The sequence below is a fragment of the Vibrio sp. KMM 9700 genome (genome assembly GCF_058545285.1).
In genome coordinates this window covers 437245-455306 of the sequence record NZ_CM178590.1, presented here as the reverse complement: position 1 = coordinate 455306, position 18062 = coordinate 437245, and the positions used below count along the sequence as shown (strand labels likewise).

The 18062-nt window shown below is 41.8% G+C and carries 14 protein-coding genes; 7 read left to right on the top strand and 7 right to left on the bottom strand.

The annotated features are described in order from the left end of the window. Positions 1-706: 706 nt before the first annotated feature. Positions 707-2023: a YjiH family protein gene (locus tag AC2VOY_RS13260; RefSeq protein ID WP_491834141.1), complete on the top strand. Its 1317-nt coding sequence runs from the start codon at positions 707-709 to the stop codon at positions 2021-2023. A 347-nt stretch (positions 2024-2370) separates the two neighbouring features. Beyond that, a complete protein-coding gene (locus AC2VOY_RS13255; protein ID WP_491834078.1) occupies positions 2371-2556 on the top strand; it encodes a hypothetical protein in 186 nt (61 codons plus the stop codon). A gap of 186 nt (positions 2557-2742) precedes the next feature. On the opposite strand, the gene malG is transcribed toward AC2VOY_RS13255, so the two are convergent. From malG to malE, 3 genes are all read right to left on the bottom strand, one after another. Continuing rightward, positions 2743-3633, bottom strand: coding sequence for a maltose ABC transporter permease MalG (gene malG, locus AC2VOY_RS13250; RefSeq protein ID WP_491834077.1), 891 nt, complete (start codon positions 3631-3633; stop codon positions 2743-2745). Between the two features lie 11 nt (positions 3634-3644). Further along, positions 3645-5255: a maltose ABC transporter permease MalF gene (gene malF, locus AC2VOY_RS13245; protein ID WP_491834076.1), complete on the bottom strand. Its 1611-nt coding sequence runs from the start codon at positions 5253-5255 to the stop codon at positions 3645-3647. Positions 5256-5451: 196 nt separating this feature from the next. Continuing rightward, positions 5452-6654: a maltose/maltodextrin ABC transporter substrate-binding protein MalE gene (gene malE / locus AC2VOY_RS13240; protein WP_491834075.1), complete on the bottom strand. Its 1203-nt coding sequence runs from the start codon at positions 6652-6654 to the stop codon at positions 5452-5454. Between the two features lie 368 nt (positions 6655-7022). Between malE and malK the strand changes: the two genes are divergently transcribed. The 4 genes from malK to AC2VOY_RS13220 all read left to right on the top strand — a co-directional run bounded on the left by malK (position 7023) and on the right by AC2VOY_RS13220 (position 12618). Next, the gene (malK, locus tag AC2VOY_RS13235; protein ID WP_491834074.1) at positions 7023-8126 is read left to right on the top strand and encodes a maltose/maltodextrin ABC transporter ATP-binding protein MalK; all 1104 of its coding nucleotides are present in this window, start codon (positions 7023-7025) and stop codon (positions 8124-8126) included. Positions 8127-8410: 284 nt separating this feature from the next. Then, positions 8411-9775: a maltoporin gene (locus tag AC2VOY_RS13230; protein ID WP_491834073.1), complete on the top strand. Its 1365-nt coding sequence runs from the start codon at positions 8411-8413 to the stop codon at positions 9773-9775. Positions 9776-9889: 114 nt separating this feature from the next. Beyond that, positions 9890-10759 carry a MalM family protein gene (locus tag AC2VOY_RS13225; RefSeq protein ID WP_491834072.1) on the top strand — a complete coding sequence of 290 codons (870 nt, stop codon included), beginning with the start codon at positions 9890-9892 and terminating at the stop codon, positions 10757-10759. A gap of 254 nt (positions 10760-11013) precedes the next feature. Next, entirely contained in the window at positions 11014-12618 is a 1605-nt protein-coding gene (locus AC2VOY_RS13220; RefSeq protein WP_491834071.1) for a BCCT family transporter, read from the top strand. A 60-nt stretch (positions 12619-12678) separates the two neighbouring features. On the opposite strand, the gene AC2VOY_RS13215 is transcribed toward AC2VOY_RS13220, so the two are convergent. Next, positions 12679-13230 (bottom strand): hypothetical protein, encoded by a 552-nt coding sequence (locus AC2VOY_RS13215; protein WP_491834070.1) that lies wholly within the window; start codon positions 13228-13230, stop codon positions 12679-12681. Between the two features lie 336 nt (positions 13231-13566). Between AC2VOY_RS13215 and malT the strand changes: the two genes are divergently transcribed. Next, the gene (malT, locus tag AC2VOY_RS13210) at positions 13567-16398 is read left to right on the top strand and encodes an HTH-type transcriptional regulator MalT (RefSeq protein ID WP_491834069.1); all 2832 of its coding nucleotides are present in this window, start codon (positions 13567-13569) and stop codon (positions 16396-16398) included. 105 nt (positions 16399-16503) lie between these two features. Here malT and AC2VOY_RS13205 read toward each other — a convergent pair whose 3' ends face one another. From AC2VOY_RS13205 to AC2VOY_RS13195, 3 genes are all read right to left on the bottom strand, one after another. Continuing rightward, complete coding sequence (locus AC2VOY_RS13205; protein ID WP_491834068.1) at positions 16504-17226, bottom strand: YebC/PmpR family DNA-binding transcriptional regulator; 723 nt, start codon at positions 17224-17226, stop codon at positions 16504-16506. 119 nt (positions 17227-17345) lie between these two features. Next, positions 17346-17552: a DUF3283 family protein gene (locus AC2VOY_RS13200; protein WP_491834067.1), complete on the bottom strand. Its 207-nt coding sequence runs from the start codon at positions 17550-17552 to the stop codon at positions 17346-17348. A gap of 262 nt (positions 17553-17814) precedes the next feature. Beyond that, positions 17815-18012, bottom strand: coding sequence for a hypothetical protein (locus AC2VOY_RS13195; RefSeq protein ID WP_491834164.1), 198 nt, complete (start codon positions 18010-18012; stop codon positions 17815-17817). Between the last annotated feature and the right edge of the window lie 50 nt (positions 18013-18062).

The window sequence follows — 18062 nt, the reverse complement described above, 5'->3', positions numbered from 1 at the left end:
TCCTCAAGATCCATTTTGCTAGCTACTTCCTGGCTAGAACCAACATATCCATATGTTTTTCCATACTCATTTAACCAAAAAGCTAAATAAGCAGAAGTTTCATCCATTATAAACTTATCAAAATCAGTTCAGCGATTATCTTGAATCTGCCGACTCTTCCATAAGCTACAATGTCCTTGCTCGGGTAGTTCAACGCTTGAGTCATGGTGAACTACTTTGTTGCGCTTAGAATACCTTTTTTTCTAAGCCATGCAAGTCAGATTCTTGTAAGATGTGATCACAAATCAAACTCTCTTTGCAAAAAATGAAATAAACAACTGATATTAAAGAAATATTAATTTTCAAATAAGAAAATATTCAGTGATTTTCATACCCAAAAAGGCTTATTTCTTACATGAAATACGTCAATCTCTTACAGGCACCTCTTCAGAGCAGAACTGAATAATTAATATTTTTTTATGAATACTATTCCACTTTGTGCCAATTTTATGTATCCTTGCGCCATTATGAATATTGACTGCTTAAACGTGAATATTTATTCAATTTATTTTTCAATGACATAGCAGACCAAGTCAAACTAAAAACCTGCTAAGTTACATAAAAGCCAACAAAGCTTCTATTTAGGCAAGAGAAAATGACAAAAAACACTGAAAATTCAGGCTCTAATTTAAAGCATACATCTGAATATCCAAAATCAACCTTTTTTATGTTCTTGATCCCATCTCTAATTGGTTTGTTCCTATTTATGGCGCCAATTAGCTATCAAGAATCATTTACTATTCCTGTTGCGATTTTGGCCAAAACACTCCAAGCCGCATTAAGTGACTTTATTGTGCCGCTTATCTGCGCGATTATCGTTTTTATGAGCATTGCGACCCTTATTTATAAGTTTATTAAACCAAACTGGTTGCAAAACAATGAATTTTTGCATGCATTATTAACACCTAGCCCACTTTGGTTTGCTGTACGCCTTGTCGGTGGTGTGCTGGCCTATATGGCAAATTTTCAAATCGGCCCTGAGATCTTTTGGGAAGAAAATACAGGTGGCATGGTATTAACCAGCTTATTGCCAACTCTATTGTGCGTCTTCTTATTTGCTGGTCTTTTGCTGCCGCTATTATTAAACTTTGGTTTGCTTGAGCTATTTGGCACCTTGTTAAGTAAAGTCATGCGTCCATTATTTAACTTACCAGGCCGCTCTGCAATTGACTGTATGGCCTCTTGGTTAGGCGATGGTTCGGTTGGGATCTTGCTCACTAGCAAACAATATGAAGAAAAGTTTTATACTGCGCGCGAAGCTGCGATTGTCGGCACCACATTCTCAGCGGTTTCAATCACTTTTAGCTTAGTTGTGATTGCACAAGTAAACCTTGAAAACCTATTCATTCCATTTTATGCCGCAGTATGTTTGTCTGGCTTGGTTGCAGCAATTATCATTCCGCGTTTGCCACCTCTGCGTTATAAGAAAGACGTCTATATTGATGGCACCACACCGGATGACCATGAAGATGAGCTGCCACAAGGCGAGACGCGTTTCTCTTGGGGCATGAAGCTTGCGATGAATAAAGCGCACAATGTGGGTTCACTTCAGTCTGTGCTACTAGAAGGCATTAAAAACGCTGTCGATATGGTGTTTGGTGTATTGCCTGTGGTCATGGGCCTAGGCACACTTGCTCTTGTGATTGCAGAGCATACCTCTGTCTTTGCGATGCTAGGTCAACCTTTTGTGCCTTACCTGAAAATGCTGGGTATTCCTGAAGCTGTGGAAGCATCGCAAACTATGGTGGTTGGTTTTGCAGATATGTTTATCCCGGCTATTATTGCGGCATCAATTGATAGTGAATTTACTCGCTTTGTGATTGCAGCTATGTCTGTGACTCAGCTGATTTATATGTCTGAAGTGGGCGCATTGCTATTAGGTAGTAAGATCCCTGTCTCGATTTGGGAGCTGTTTATTATCTTCATTTTGCGTACCATTATTACCTTACCTGTGATTGTTGGTGTGGCGCATTTAATTTTCTAACGCCACCCAGTTTGTACAACTGAATCCCAAAAGCTCCTAACGAGATTAAATGTTAGGAGCTTTTTTTTATTTAAAATATGCAAATTTAAAATACATATATGATATGTTTTACACCTCAACACATTCACACTACGAATAGAAAATAGTATTTTATTATTAGCTTAAATAATAATTAAAATTTATTAGTCATAATTTTTGAATCATTCAAATTATTTATAAGTTAAAAATAAAATTGATCTAGATCAAAACTCACTCAATCTATTCACGCTATGTTAACAAGGTCGCAACAAGTTAAGGTTTTGTATTATCAAAGCTTAAAGGCATAAATTTTTTAAAAGGAATATTAAATGGAACTTAAACCTTGTGAAAAATGCTATACGGACGTGTGCTTAGATGGCAAATGGTATCACCATGATCACTTAACAGATAAAGCTTATATGTTAAAAGGTGGCGGTAGTCAGTCGTTTAATTTAGCAAAAGTACCATCTACTGAAGACGAGCTTGTCGAGCTCCTTACGGAATCAATTAAGTAATTTATCGCTTCCCATATCTATCTAAGATCTAAGCTTTACTATCCTCTCCTGTAGTCGAGCAGTTTGGCCTTCTCTAACCCCCTTATTGAGAAGGCCTTTTTTTATCCCTAGATAAATTTTAAATAAAAAAAATCGCAGCTTTTAATCACTGCGATATTTCATATTAATAATATATCCTTTATAAAGTTAGCCTTTCACCCCACCTGATGTTAAGCCGCCAACTAAGAATTTCTGCGCCATTAAAAAGACCAGCGTAATAGGTATTGCAGATAATACAGCGGCCGCAGCAAAGTCACCCCAAAGGTAGTTTTGCGGGTATAAATATTGCTGCATGCCGACTGCAAGCGTATATTGCTCCACATCACGCAGTAATAAGGATGCAACCGGTACTTCTGTCACTGCAGCAATAAAAGACAAGATAAATACCACGGCCAAAATCGGCACTGAAAGTGGCAATAAGACTTTATAAAAGGCTTGCCAAGGGCTTGCGCCATCAAGCGCTGCAGCTTCTTCTAAACTTGCATCAATCGATTCAAAGTAACCTTTAATTGTCCATACGTGCAAGGCAATTCCGCCCATATAGGCAAACACCACGCCGCCGTGCGTATCCATGCCTAAAAATGGAATATAAACGCCAATTCTGTCAAATAAAGCATATAAAGCGACTAACGCAAGCACTGCTGGGAACATTTGGAAAATCAGCATTGATTTTAGAATCACGCTTTTGCCTTTAAAACGCATGCGTGCAAAAGCATACGCACAGGTGGTCGACAGCGCCACAATCCCAATCGCCGTGAGTCCTGCAACTTTGACTGAGTTCCACAGCCATAACAGCACAGGAAACGGTGGTGGCTTGACTGTGCCATCGGCTTGTTCAACAGAAAAGCCAAGCGCTAATTTCCAGTGCTCCAACGACCAAGAATCCATTGAAAATCCGCCAGAAGCGTAGTTCCCTTCACGGAACGATATCGCAATGACCATCACCAGCGGAAACATGATCAAGGAGAGAAAGGCGACTAAACCTAAGTGAGTGAGCCAAACTCTGTATTTTAAATTTTTCGATTGAACCATTGCCATGAAAAGACTCCTTATTTTTCATCTATCTTTGTGAGACGCATATTCACCAATGACAAGATCCCAACCAATACAAAAATCAAGGTTGCAATCGCCGCTGCAAGGCCAAAGTCTTGCCCACCAGCGCCTTCAAACGCAATTCGGTAGGTATAACTGACAAGTAAGTCGGTATGCCCTGCTGGCGTGCTTGAGCCAATAATATCTGGCGCGCCATTGGTTAAGAGCTGGATCAATACAAAGTTGTTGAAGTTAAATGCAAAGCTTGCAATCAAAAGTGGCACCATAGGTTTGATCAAAAGCGGTAAAGTGATCTTAAAGAAATTATCCAGTGGTGATGCCCCATCCATAGCTGAGGCTTCGTAGAGATCATTTGGGATCGCTTTGAGCATCCCCATTGCGAGGATCATCATGTAAGGATAACCCAACCAAGTGTTGACGATGATCAGCATGCTTTTAGCTAACAGTGGATCGGTAAACCATTTTGGCTCGATGCCAAATAAAAGATCCAGCAGTTGGTTGATCTCACCAAAGCTTTGGTTAAAGAGACCTTTAAAGATTAAGATCGAGATAAATGCGGGGACGGCGTACGGCAAGATCAAAAGCACGCGATAAACGCCTTTGCCTTGAAGATCATCCCACGACACAACTAACGCCAGTACCACGCCAATCGCAAAGGTAAAAAGCACCGTCAAGGCTGCAAACACTATTGTCCAAATAAAGATTTGTAGAAATGGCGCTTTGATCCCATCATCGGTCACAATACGTTCAAAGTTATGCAAACCAATTTGCACCACAAAGCCAGGTGATAGCGGGCTGCCAACAAAATTACCGGTTTCATCAACCGCTTGATAATTACCTATTTCATAATTTGGTTTATATATAGTATCAGTTTTGAGGTTTAATAAACTTTCACCATCCTCACCAACTTGATACAAAGGCGAGCTTTGAGCGAAATGACGCAAACCCGACATGCTTAAATGCTCACCCGTTGGCATTTCTAATTGTAGATTTGAGAGGTTTTTACGCGCCTTGATAATCGATTTTAAGGCTAGCTTTTCACCACTTGGAACTGTGGTTTGTTTAATTAAAACTATCCCATCGGTTGGGTTCATCGGATCCGAGTTCTCAATCGCAGCATCAAGGTTTTCAAACCAAGGGGTCACAAAATAAGCATCATCTTGTTTCAGCGCTAAACGATACCCTTCTTCTGATTGGTAAATATCAAAGTTAACTTTTTTACCGGTTTGAAAACTTTGCGATAAAAGAATGCCTTGGGCACGTTCAAAGCTTAGCTGATGCGTACCGCTATAGTTGGTAAATGCGAGTCCAAGGGTATATACCAAAGGGAAGATCACAAATAAAATCATCCCAGCCACGCCAGGATAGATATAACGATGGGCATAGGTTTTTTTGCGTGCAAAAACGTATACGCCGAGGCTAGTTAATATTAATGTGAGCAGTGCAAAGGCATATTCCCCGCGCGAATACATAAGTACGCAAGCATAGCCGTTGATTAGGCTGATAAGGGTGAGCACCAACCATTTCAAGCCATGTTTGCGTAGGTTATCGCTGACATTTGGCGCAGAAGAATGATTGAGCGGCTTTGTTAATTGAGATGACGACATAGCAACCTCGGGGTTTTATTATATTTCTTTTAGGTTTGGCTTAAGGCTCATGTTTACTTATGCTTATATCATGCCGCAAAGACGTTCGAGCCATCCATGGTCACTTTCAAAAATACATCCCTGTATTTTTTAAACTTTGCTCTATGAACATAAGCACAAGCAAACCCTACCTTGTTTGATAAAGTCCTTAAAAACCTTACTTCACCATACGCTCAGCAACAGTTTTTAGCGCTTCATCAACACCTTGACGACCATTTACCACATTTGCGATGGCTGCTTTTTCTGCATACCAGAACGCCGCCATTTGTGGAATATTTGGCATCACCTCACCAGTTTGCGCATTCGCCATAGTCGCTGCAATACGTGGATCTTGCGCTAGTTTTTCTTGATAAGATTTAAGCGCGACTGCGCCAAGTGGCGTGTCATCATTAACTTTGGCTAAACCTTCATCGGTTAAGAGGTAGTTTTCTAAAAACTCAACCGCCAAGTCTTGGTTTGGTGACGCGCTCGAGATCCCCGCGGTTAATACCCCAACAAATGGTTTTGAATCTTTGCCTTGTAGTGTTGGCAGTTTGGCGACGCCATAGTTAATGCCTGCTTTATCAATGTTTGCCCATGACCACGGGCCATTGATTGTCATGGCAACATTGCCCTGGTTAAAGCCTGCTTCAGCAATCGCATAATCTACATCTGGGGCAATGACTTTTTCATCCACCATTTTTTTCACGAAGTTCATGCCATATTTAGCGCCTTCATTATTCACGCCGACATCTTTGGCATCATAACCATCTGGGGTGAGTTTAAACGCATAGCCACCTGCAGCGGCAAGCACAGGCCAAGTGAAGAAAGGTTCTTGTAGGTTCCACATAATGGCTTTTTTATCTTTAGCAGCAAGCTCTTTATCAAGCGCTATCATTTCTTCCCAAGTTTTTGGCGGCTCAGGAATTAAATCTTTGTTATAAATGAGCGATAAAGCTTCTACTGCCACTGGGTAACCAATGAATTTGCCGTTATAGGACACAGCATCCCAAGTAAAGTCTTCAAATTTTGCTTGGAACTCTGGGCTTGGTTTCACTTCAGTTAAAAGACCCGCTTTAGCATAACCACCAAATCTATCGTGCGCCCAAAACACAATGTCAGGGCCATCACCAGTTGAAGCGACTTGTGGGAATTTCTCTTCGAGTTTATCTGGGTGCGCCACCGTAACTTTGACGCCCGTTTCTTCTTCAAACTTTTTGCCCACTTCAGCAAGGCCGTTATAACCCTTGTCACCATTAATCCAAATGGTCAACTGGCCTTCTTCGATCGCTGCATTGGCGCTAAATAAACCTGTTGCAGCAAATAACGCAGCACTTGCCAGTGCAATTTTTGTAACCTGTAGGGATTTTTGTTTTTTCATTAGACTCTTCCTTTTGTACTTATTTTTATATGATGTTCTGTTTCACCTTAGTCTCACGCATCAGCGCTTGTCCTTATCATCAAATAAAAAGAAAAAGTTGGCATCCTCCTTCGCCCTCCTCCCCCCAAGAAAAATTTTAAGGATGAGGGCAAAGCAAAAAAACTTCGGCATGATTGGTTTAGCTTAAAAATCGTAATCCTAGCCTTTGTGCCTTCCCTGTGAGCATGTGCTCTTTTTTTGGGAGTCGCTACGTGCGCATATTTGAAGCGTGTTTCGTTCCATCGCATTGATATATTTGCCGTAGCGACATTTTTCTCACAAAGCCTATATAAAAATAACTTTATAAATTAGAAAGCAAAGGTGTCTGTATGAGTGTACGTTTAGAAAATGTATCCAAAGCCTATGGGGATAACCTCATCTCCAAAAATGTTGATTTAGAAATAGAATCTGGTGAGTTTGTGGTCTTTGTCGGGCCGTCTGGGTGTGGTAAATCAACGCTTTTACGCTGTATTGCAGGACTGGAAGATATTACTTCAGGGGACTTATACATAGATAACGAGCGAATGAATGATGTGCCACCAGCCAAGCGTGGCGTGGGCATGGTGTTCCAATCTTATGCTTTGTACCCACACTTAAACCTGTTTGATAATATGTCATTTGGCTTAAAACTAGCGAAAGCTGATCAAAGCGAAATCAAGCGTCGCGTCAACCATGCTGCCGATATTTTGCAACTTGGTCACCTTTTAGATCGCAAGCCAAAATCACTCTCTGGCGGGCAAAGACAACGCGTGGCAATTGGCCGCACACTAGTCTCTCAGCCTAAGGTTTTCTTGCTCGATGAGCCCTTATCTAACCTTGATGCTGCGCTTCGTGTGCAAATGCGTATTGAACTTGCCAAACTGCACAAACGCTTAGCCTGCACCATGATTTATGTGACTCATGATCAGGTCGAAGCCATGACGCTGGCAGATAAAATTGTGGTCTTAGATGGCGGCGCAGTGTCACAAGTTGGGCGTCCATTGGAACTCTATCACTACCCAGAGAACCGCTTTGTCGCAAGCTTTATTGGCTCCCCCAAAATGAACTTTATCTCAGTACAAGTTCTTGATGTAGAAGATGATAAAGTCAAAGTCAAAATCGCCAACCAAGATGGTTTTTGGATTGATGTCGACGGGCGTGACGTTAAAGTGGGCACACGTATGTCGCTGGGGATCCGCCCAGAGCACTTTGTGCCAGCCGAACAAGGTGATGCAACCCTTTCAGGGGAAGTCCAAGTGCTTGAAAAATTAGGCCATGAAACCCAAGTTTATTTGCACTTAGCCCAGCTCGATGCGGATATTATTTACCGTCAAATCGATACCTTAGATACCCATGAAGGCGATAGCTTAACTGTTGGTATTCCGGCTTATCGTTGCCATCTTTTCCACAGTGATGGACGTGCTTGTCGACGTAATCACCAAGAAAAGGTTTAAACTCACTTTTTCATATTCTGTCCTTCGTTCATTTAGCCGCATTTTGGCCTCAAAGATCTTAAATATCTGATTTAGGATCTTTTTTTATTTTTCATCTCCTCCCCCTCTCTCATCCCTTTTTACGTGGTTACGCCCCCCTTTCTACGCCCTAAATTTCAGGAAATCAGGAGGATTTCAAAGCCGTTTAAATCCTTATATTAGCTTCTGTACCAAGCAATAAAAAAGCGCACTTAACGATGCGTTAAACAGATGCGTTAAATAATATAAACAGGAGTTAGACCGCTATGAAAGCAATCGTGAAACAAAATACTCTAAACCCGCAATCGAAAATAAAAAATAGAATCCTTCCACTCAGCCTTGCCGTGGCTGCAGTACTGAGCGCAGCGCCAGCTGTAGCAAATACTGATTTTATGGATCTGCAATTTAGCGGTTACATGCGCGCAGGGATCGGCATCAACGCCGACGGTGGTAGTGCATACGCTTATGGTAATGGTGGTTCAGGCCATGCCGTGGGCCGCTTAGGTGATGAAGTAGATACCTATGTTGAAATCGGTCTTGGCAAAGGCTTGTATGAAAAAGATAACTCACGCTTCTCCATTCACACCCGCGTATCCTATGCCACCGCAGAAGGAAGTGTCGACAAGCAAGGTAACTCAATGCAGCGTGTCGGCGATGGCGGCCCTTGGGACAGCGGTAATACTTCATTACGTGAAGCCTTTGCACTTGGTGAATTTGAGAACTACACCGTTTGGGCGGGTAAGCGCTTCTATCAACGTAAAGACATCCACATCCTTGATTTTTATTACTTAAATAACTCAGGTTATGGCGGTGGTATCGAAGATATTGATTTAGGTCCATTTGGTAAGTTTTCTGCAGCTGTCACCGTGTCTTCAGAAGATTGGCAAGATGATTACTCAAATGGCCTAGATGGCGATAACTGGCGTCGTGGCTACAAGGCAGATTTTCGTTTATCCGGTATCCAAGTCTCTGAAAACGGTAGCATTGATTTAGGCCTTATCTATGGTAATCCATCCCTTTCTGACGGCCAAAAAGATTCAGTTTCAGAAGAAGGTAAAGGCCCAGTAGATGAAGATGGTTTCTTACTAACCTTTGAGCACACGCAAGGCAACATTTTAGGCGGCTTTAATAAATTTATTGCTCAATACGGCACAGATGCGTTAGCAATCGGCGGTTTTGATAACCACGCTGGTGAAGGTTTGAATGCGACTGAAGGTGACGGCTGGCGCGTCATTGATTGGGGTGTATTTGAGCAAGAGAAATGGAACCTAGGTTATTCCTTTATTTATGGTATGCGTGACATTGATGATACCGCAGCAGGCAATACACATGTTTTAGGTAAAACAGAGTTTTATAACGCAGTGGTGCGTCCTGGCTATAAATGGAATGAGAACTTAGCAACCGTACTTGAAGTCGGCTATGCGAATGAAAAAGCCGAAGCAGGCAGCGATGACTGGGAAGATTTAACCAAAGTAACACTTGCGCAAGAGTGGAATGCAGGGGACAACTTCTGGGCGCGTCCATCGATTCGTGCTTATGTCACCCATTACTCTGGCGATAAAGTTGATACCGATGAATTTGGTAACGATTCTGAAACCATGTTTGGGATTCAAGCAGAAGCTTGGTGGTAAGAATACTTCCAAGGGCGCTTAGTGTTCGCTTAGCGCCCTTTTCTTCTCTTATATTCTGTTTATAAAAATAATTAAATATCCGAAAGATATAATAAAAAATATAAGGTATATCGTATGGCACAAACAAAGATTCTATCTAAAAATAGGCTATCCAAAGCAGCGCTTTTAATCAGTCTTGCAAGCCTTGGCGCTTGTTCAAGTACGCCCAATGATGACGCCGCTTCCAGTGCGCTCACCACTCAACAAGGGATCAGCGCAACTAGCCTTGAGCAAGTCACTTATTCGCCGCTGGCATTGCCGGTTGAATTTGATTTTGAAATTAATAATGAAAGCCAAAACTTAGTTCTTGATGGCTTTACCAGTAAAATTGCAGCGTTTGAATTACCCGCAGATCAAGGTCAACTGCAAATTAGCTTAGAAAGCTACGCAGATAAAACTTTGTATCCGGCAAGCATCAAGGTCATGAACCAAGATGGAAAAGTGCTGGCGCAAAAAGACTTTTCAGAAGCCGAGTATGATCCTGCATACATGGCGAAACAAGATAGCTTTGATTTAAGTGTCAATGTGATCCCAAGCTATACAGATGAAACGCTGAAACTTTTGATTTATACAAAAAAAGACGACCAATACGGTTTATCGACCGTGATGCATCCTGCGAAGATCTTTGCAATTAACAAAGGCACTGTGCCACCTAATATTAAAGATCCACAAATTGCGCACGCCCAAAGCGGCAAACTTTCTCTTGAAATCCAGTCAAGTTATAGCAACAGCCAAATCAGCTATGCAAGTCAAAGCAGTGGCGCAAAAACCAATGTCTATGCCCCAGCACTGGAAGAAACACAAAGTTATTATTTAGATAGCATTGAAAAATCAGTCGCCGCTGGTGATTTAGATAAAGCAATGAAACTCATGGATGAAGCCCAACGTTTAGGGGTAAAAAATGCCCGTCAAACCTTCATCAAAGCAGTCAAAGCGCAACAATAAACGAGCTTAAATTTAAACTAATTTGTTCTTCCCTTGGATAAAGCATCTCAGCCCAACCCCAGCTGAGATGCTTTTTTTATAAAAAATATCAATCAATACTGTCCTAAATCATAACAAAATTAGATTGTTCATAAGAAAAAACAGTTTTATGTTAAACTCTTACACTTAGGGGATTAGTGCCACTAATCAGAGATCAACTAAGTATGGAGACAGTATTTATATTCAAGTATCGAATATGAAAACAATTATAATTTATGGGCTTTAAATCTAAAAAATATAGTATAGATTCAACAGACTACGAAATTGGTCAAGATAACGTCACTAAATGGGGCATGGACATTCACAACACAGTATTTACTGTTTCGGTTAGCCTCTCAGTTCTTTTTATCATCTCGCTTCTCATTCTTTCACCACCCGATGCAAAAGCTGCGATTGATGCAGTCAAAGCGTCCGTACTATCAAATTTTGACAATTTGTTTATGTGGGGCGCCAACATCCTTCTTTTATTTGCAGTGGTTTTAGCCTTTTCACCGCTAGGTAAAGTGCGCTTAGGAGGCGACGATGCCACACCTGAATACTCAACCGCCTCATGGATTTCAATGCTCTTTGCTGCCGGCATGGGGATTGGACTTATTTTCTGGGGCGTCGCCGAGCCGACCGCTTTCTATACCGACTGGTTTGGAACACCACTTAATGTCGCGCCTTTTACACCTGAAGGCCGTGAATTAGCATTAGGCACAGCTGTGTATCACTGGGGGTTACATGCTTGGGCAATTTATGGCGTGACAGCGCTGTGTTTAGCTTATTTTGTTTATAACAAAGGCCTGCCATTATCAATGCGCTCAGTCTTTTATCCGCTATTAGGCGAAAGAGTCTGGGGCAGAGCGGGCGATGTGATTGATATCTTAACTGTGCTGGTGACTTTATTTGGCCTTGCCACCTCACTTGGCCTTGGCGCAACCCAAGCCGCAAGCGGAATAAGCCATGTATTTGGCTTTGACAACAGCCTCACCTTACAGCTTGGCGTGATCTTACTTATTATGGGCCTCGCGATTATTTCGGTCGTTCGCGGCATGGATGGTGGGGTGAAATTCCTCAGCAATCTTAACATGATGATTGCTTTTGTTTTCCTTGGCCTTATCTGTGTTTTACACTTCACCACAGCGTTTGACTCACTCGTCACAGCTGTGATTGGTTATGTCAAAAACATCATTCCACTGAGCCAAGTCACTGGCCGTGAAGATGTGAGTTGGCTACATGGCTGGACTATCTTCTATTGGGCGTGGTGGGTAGCGTTTGCACCATTTTTTGGTATGTTCGTGGCGCGCATTTCAAAAGGACGCACGATTCGTGAATTCCTAATGTGCGTGATGGTGGTTCCAACACTGGTCACAACAGCTTGGATGTCTGTTTTTGGCGGCGTCGCGATTGAGCAAATCATTGATAAAATTGGTTTATTAGGCGAGCAGCAAAGCCTTGGCGATGTGTCATTAAGCCTGTTCTATATGCTTGATGCCATTCCATTTGGTAGCATTATCTCAGTTGTGGCAATCGCTTTAATCATCGTCTTCTTTGTGACGACACTGGATTCAGGTTCAATCGTTATTGATAGCATGACAGCTGGCGGCAAACTGGATGTGCCAATGAAGCAAAAAGTGGTCTGGGCGGTAATCTCCGCTTCCATTGCAATGGTTATGCTTTGGGTGGGCGGCACGCAGTCGATTCAAGCGCTGCAATCCATCACCATTATCGCAGCCTTGCCATTTACGATTATTTTGATCCTTGGTTGTGTAAGTTTAGTGATAGGTCTGGCTACCGAATTCCAAAAACCAAAGCAATATAAAAAGAATAAAGCTTAGGCGTCAATTTAAGTCGTATTAAACTTTAATCATATAAAAAGAGTGACGGATTTTACCTCGTCACTCTTTTTTTGCAAAACAAATCAACACTTCATTCATCTTCGCAAACGCCTTCACATCTTGCCATTGCTGCAACCACACAAACTCACAATACAGCGCAAATAGCTCTTCAAAATCTGAACTGATGCTGGCATCAAAGGTTGGTTTAGACTGACTCAAAAATAAGCAAAAATCTTTCGCGTATAAAGGGTTACCCAACCAAAAATCTTGGTACAACTCACAAAACATCAAGCGCAGCACAGCTAACTTTAACTCACGAACTTCTGATATATCGACATTCGGCATCTGTTTTAGTCGATCTAATTTTCTCTGAAATTCGTGACTACCGACCCAATCTTGGCTTTGTGGGCTATAAAAAAATGCTTTTAATGAGCAAATATCTAAAAATGCGAACTCTCTGTCTTGCTCTCCCTCAAGGCCGCCTAACTCAAGGCTTGCAACTTGGCCTGGTGGACTTTGCCGCGCTAGGTTTGCAATCTCCTGTTTTAAATCACCAAAATCTCCACAACCCCAATTAAAGTGAGATTGAATACGAGCTAAGTTTAGATTCATATGCGCTCCGTCTGCCATTTATAATATTGCTAATTATCACAAAAAATGACAGCGTTTCACTCCTCCTTAAAATGCCCCCTCTCCTCCCCTCTACGCCAGTGACTTACGCCCCCCTTTTTTCCTTCTCCTACTTGCCTAGTTGCAATACATAAGAAAAATATGAGACCGATAACACATTTATATCAGCCAGATCTTAAAATTTATTTCTTTCTCTTAAATAACTCACTAAGTTATAGCTGTCGGCTCACTCACTCTTTTTAAAGCGGTGTACATAAAACATATAAAAATGAGCAATGGACGTATAAATTTCGTGGCACACAGACAGAGGAATTAAAAATGTGGATGGAATCTAAGCTCAGCCCCCCAAACCAACAACTCGCCACTATCGAACGCACCCAGTTGCTGCCACTGTTAGCCCAAGCAGAGCAAGTTGACCTTGTTTTATTTTTCTCACCTGCAGGTTACGGCAAAACTACAGCTGCCGCACAGTGGCTCAAAGAGAAAGACTTTGCGTGGATAAACTTAGATGAAATGGATAATGACCTTAAATATTTTGGCCACTTTTTAATTCAAGCACTCCACCAGCTTGGTCATGAATCTTGCCCACAAACCTTAGCCCTAGCGCAAACCGGTCAGTTTAATAGCTTGATCCCCTTGCTCACTCAAGCTTTTCATGAGCTCAGTTTTACAAGCTCACATAAATATTTAGTATTAGATGATTATCATTGGATAAAAAATGAAGACATCCACCAAGGGATCCGCTTTTTACTCAAGCATTTACCGCCACAATTGACTTTGGTGTTAACCAGCAGAACTTTGCCGTGTTTAAATATTGCAAGCTTACGCATCCGTCGCCAAATGATTGAAATTACCCATCAAGAATTAGCTTTTGATTTAAATGAAACTGAGCAATTTTTGACAAGCCAAAAACGACATGATCTCAGCCCTCAAGCCATTGAAAATATCCATCAATCAACCGAAGGTTGGCCATGTGTGCTGCAATTAATCGCGCTTGATCAAAAGCAAAGCGCCAAACACTTATTTGTCCAAGATGATATCTCTGAGCAAATGAATCTTGATGCGCTCGATGCCAGCTTTAACCGCAGCTACTTGTGGGATTACCTTGCAGAAGAAGTCTTTGATGCGCTTGATAGCAGCACTCAGGACTTCCTCCTCCAATGCTCTGTGTTAGATATGTTTAACGCGCAGTTGGTGAGCCATGTAACAGCGCATAATGATGCACTTGCAAAGCTTGAGAAGCTCAATAAAGTTGGTTTATTTCTCAGCCCATTAGGCGTGGATAATTGGTTTCGTTTCCATAATTTGTTTGCCCAATTTTTACGCCATCAAGCCTTGACCTTGTATCCTCATAAGATCAAAGAGTGGCATCAGTCAGCAGCTCAAGCTTGGATTGCGCAAAATGATCACCCACAAGCACTCAGACATGCGATTAAAAGCGTGCAAACACCTGACTCTGCGGCAGAAGAAGTGGCGCAAATTCAAGTTGAAAATATAGATTATTTAATTGAGTTTTTAAATCAACATGCGTGGGAGTTATTCCATCAAGGCCAACTTAACTTGCTTGAAATGGCATTTAAGCTGATCCCTTCACAGGTGCGCTTTGCCCACCCTAAAATCTGCTTAGTCAAAGCTTGGCTCGCGCAAAGTCAATATGAATACCGCAAAGTCGAATCAATGATAAGCGAAGCAGAGCAAGCTTTTGCAATGCAAAATATTAAATTGACAGACAATCAGCAAGGATCTTTTCATGCATTGCGGGCTCAAGCTTCAATTAACTTGGGTAAGCCGCATCAAGCGTATAAGCTCGCGCAACAAGCCTTAAGTCTTTTATCTGAAAGCCAATATCGCAGCAAAATTGTTGTGACGTCGATTATCGGTGAAGTGCATCATTGCTTGGGCGATCTCAACCGCGCGCTGTCTATGATGCAACAAACTGAAAAAATGGCGCATCAATACGGCGTTTATCATCAAGCCTTATGGGCTATTATCCAACAAGCAGAAATTTTACTCGCACAAGGTCATACGCAATCTAGTTATGATATCGTCCAACATGGCTTTGAGTTGGTGCAAACGCAGCACTTACAACAACTGCCTTTGCATGAGTTCTTATTGCGTCTACATGCACAAATCCTTTATTTATGGGGACGCTTTGATGAAGCGGAGCAAGCTGTTGAAAGAGGCTGCCAAGTTCTAAAAGCTTATGATCAGAATAAACAGCTGCATGCTTATGCATTAATGGCGCGCATTGCCCTAACGCAGAATAATCAAGAAAAAGCTCAGCGCTACCTTTCACTATGCCAAAAACTCATGCACCACACTCAGTATCATCCAGATTGGTTAGCGCATGCAGATTCAGTGCAAATTTTGTATTGGAAAGCGACTGGGCAAAAAGAATTGTTAGCGGCTTGGCTTGAGCAAACACAGGCTAATCAAGCAAATAATGATAATGGACTTTCAAACCACTTCTTACAACTGCAAGCACGTAACCAAGTCTGTGCGCTGGTTGGATTAAACCGCAGCATTGAAGCGATGCAAATTTTAATTAAGATGCAGCAAGCGGCCCAGCGTCATGAGTTAGTTTCAGATAAAGCTAAAAATCATTGCTGTGAAGCATTAATTTACGAGCAAGAGTCCAACTACCTAGCCATGCTCAATAGCTTAGTGCAGGCACTTGATTTCTCTGCTCAATCAGGGGTTATCAGCCCTTTTTTACTGCTGCCAACAAGCCTTAGCAAGCTATTACAAGATATGGCGCAGACAGACGTCATCGAAATTCATGGTAAAAGCTATCCAGTGCAGCTTAACGAGCTCACCCGACTGCGTGCTAAACAAATCAGTGAACGCCTCAGAAAAGCCCCCGTTCAGGCTAATTTTGATGATAGCTTCATTGAAGACTTACTCAAATCAAATGACTTGCCGGAAGTGTTAAAGCTCAGCCCACTCACCCAAAGAGAGTGGCAAGTGCTGGGGCTGATTTATACAGGCTATACGAACGAGCAAATCGCTAATCAGCTCAATGTTGCGCCAACAACGATTAAGACGCATATTCGAAATTTATATCAAAAATTTAATATCACAAATCGTATTCAGGCAATCGAAGTCGCAGGTCAGTTGGTATCACAGGTGAAAGCGCCGAGTGTGAACTAAGCCTGGTATTATAAATGTAAGGCACAAAAAAGCCCGAGCAGTGATTAAATCATCATCCCTCGGGCTTTCTTCATGCTTTACTTTTTTACGCTTGGAAAAGACGGATTAGTCTTCTAGCTCAGCGTTATGATAAACCTGCTGCACATCATCACAGTCATCTAAAAGATCCAAGAATTTTTGGAATTTCTCAGCATCTTCGCCAGTCACTGGCGTATGGTTTTGCGGTACGAAAGTGATTTCTTCCACATCCAAAGTAAGATCAGGGTATTCAGTATTTAGCGCCGTTTTAGTCTTAAAGAACTCAGTATGCGGTGCAAAAACAGTGATCACGCCATCTTCAAGCTCGATATCCGTCACATCCACATCTTGCATCATTAATGCTTCTAAAATGGCATCTTCATCATCACCTTTAAACTGGAACACAGCTTGGTGATCAAACATGTGCGCAACAGTGCCAGGGCTACCGATTTTCGCGCCAGATTTCACAAAACATTGGCGAACATCTTGGAAAGTACGGTTGCCGTTATCAGTTAGGCAGTCCACAATCACACTTGTGCCACCAGGACCAAAACCTTCATAACGTGCTGGTTGGAAGTCTTCACCGCCGCCACCCGTTGCTTTATCTAACGCTTTTTCAATAACGTGCGCAGGAACGTTATCTCTTTTTGCTTTAGTGATGAGGTGTTTAAGCGATAAGTTCATATCTGGATCTGCGCCGCCATTTTTAGCCGTTACGTAGATCTCTTTACCGTATTTAGAATAAACTTTAATTTTTGCGCCAGCTGTTTTTGCCATTGAGGCCTTGCGCACTTCAAAACTTCTTCCCATCTGGGTTCTCTCTAATGTTTGTGTACCCGCATATTCAAAAAGCAACGTCGAAGGTTACCTTTTCAATCATGTTGAGCATATTATGGATTATGATTTGAATGATGCCTGCTGCTATAAAGCTACACACCCATCATTTGTCGATACTTTTGAACCGCTTGTCCAAACAAATCGCGTTCATTGCCTTGAGGTTTTTTCTCAACTTCTAGCATCAGCTGCTCTGGCATAATTTTACCTTGTTTTGCTTGCCACACAAGAAAAGAAGCCTGTTTATCAAGTTCAATGTTGTTTTTTTGATCTGCAGGTAAAAGGGATAGATTATATGCCATAGGAGTCTTCTATTTTAGCTTGTGAAATGAATAAGCATGCGGGCTATATAATAATGTATATGGCTGGCTAAGTTCAAGTTTAACCATCAAATAGCCGACGAAACAGGGGAAGGAAACTAAGCTAAAGCGGGATTTACAGTGTAAATTTGAAAATTTAGGTAGGATATACAGCAAAATTCTGAATTTGGAGTAAGGATAACTCTCAGCCAAGCAAAGAGCTAATGAGAGATTCAATTAGCTCCTTTAAACTAGGACTGATGGATTAGTCAATTAAGCCAAGCTCTCTTGCTTCTTCAAGTGACAACCCACTTTCTTGGATTTCGCGTAAAGCTTCAATACGACGTCTCGCCTGGGCACGACGTGCTTCAGTAAATGATGCTGATGTTTTTGAATCAAGGATTTCTGGATCTTCACCATGCCCATGATTGACTTCATTTCTCTCGATGGAATTAATAGACATATTAGCCTCCAATACTACCTTTTGTTGTTCAATTTTTTGAAGTAGGTCTA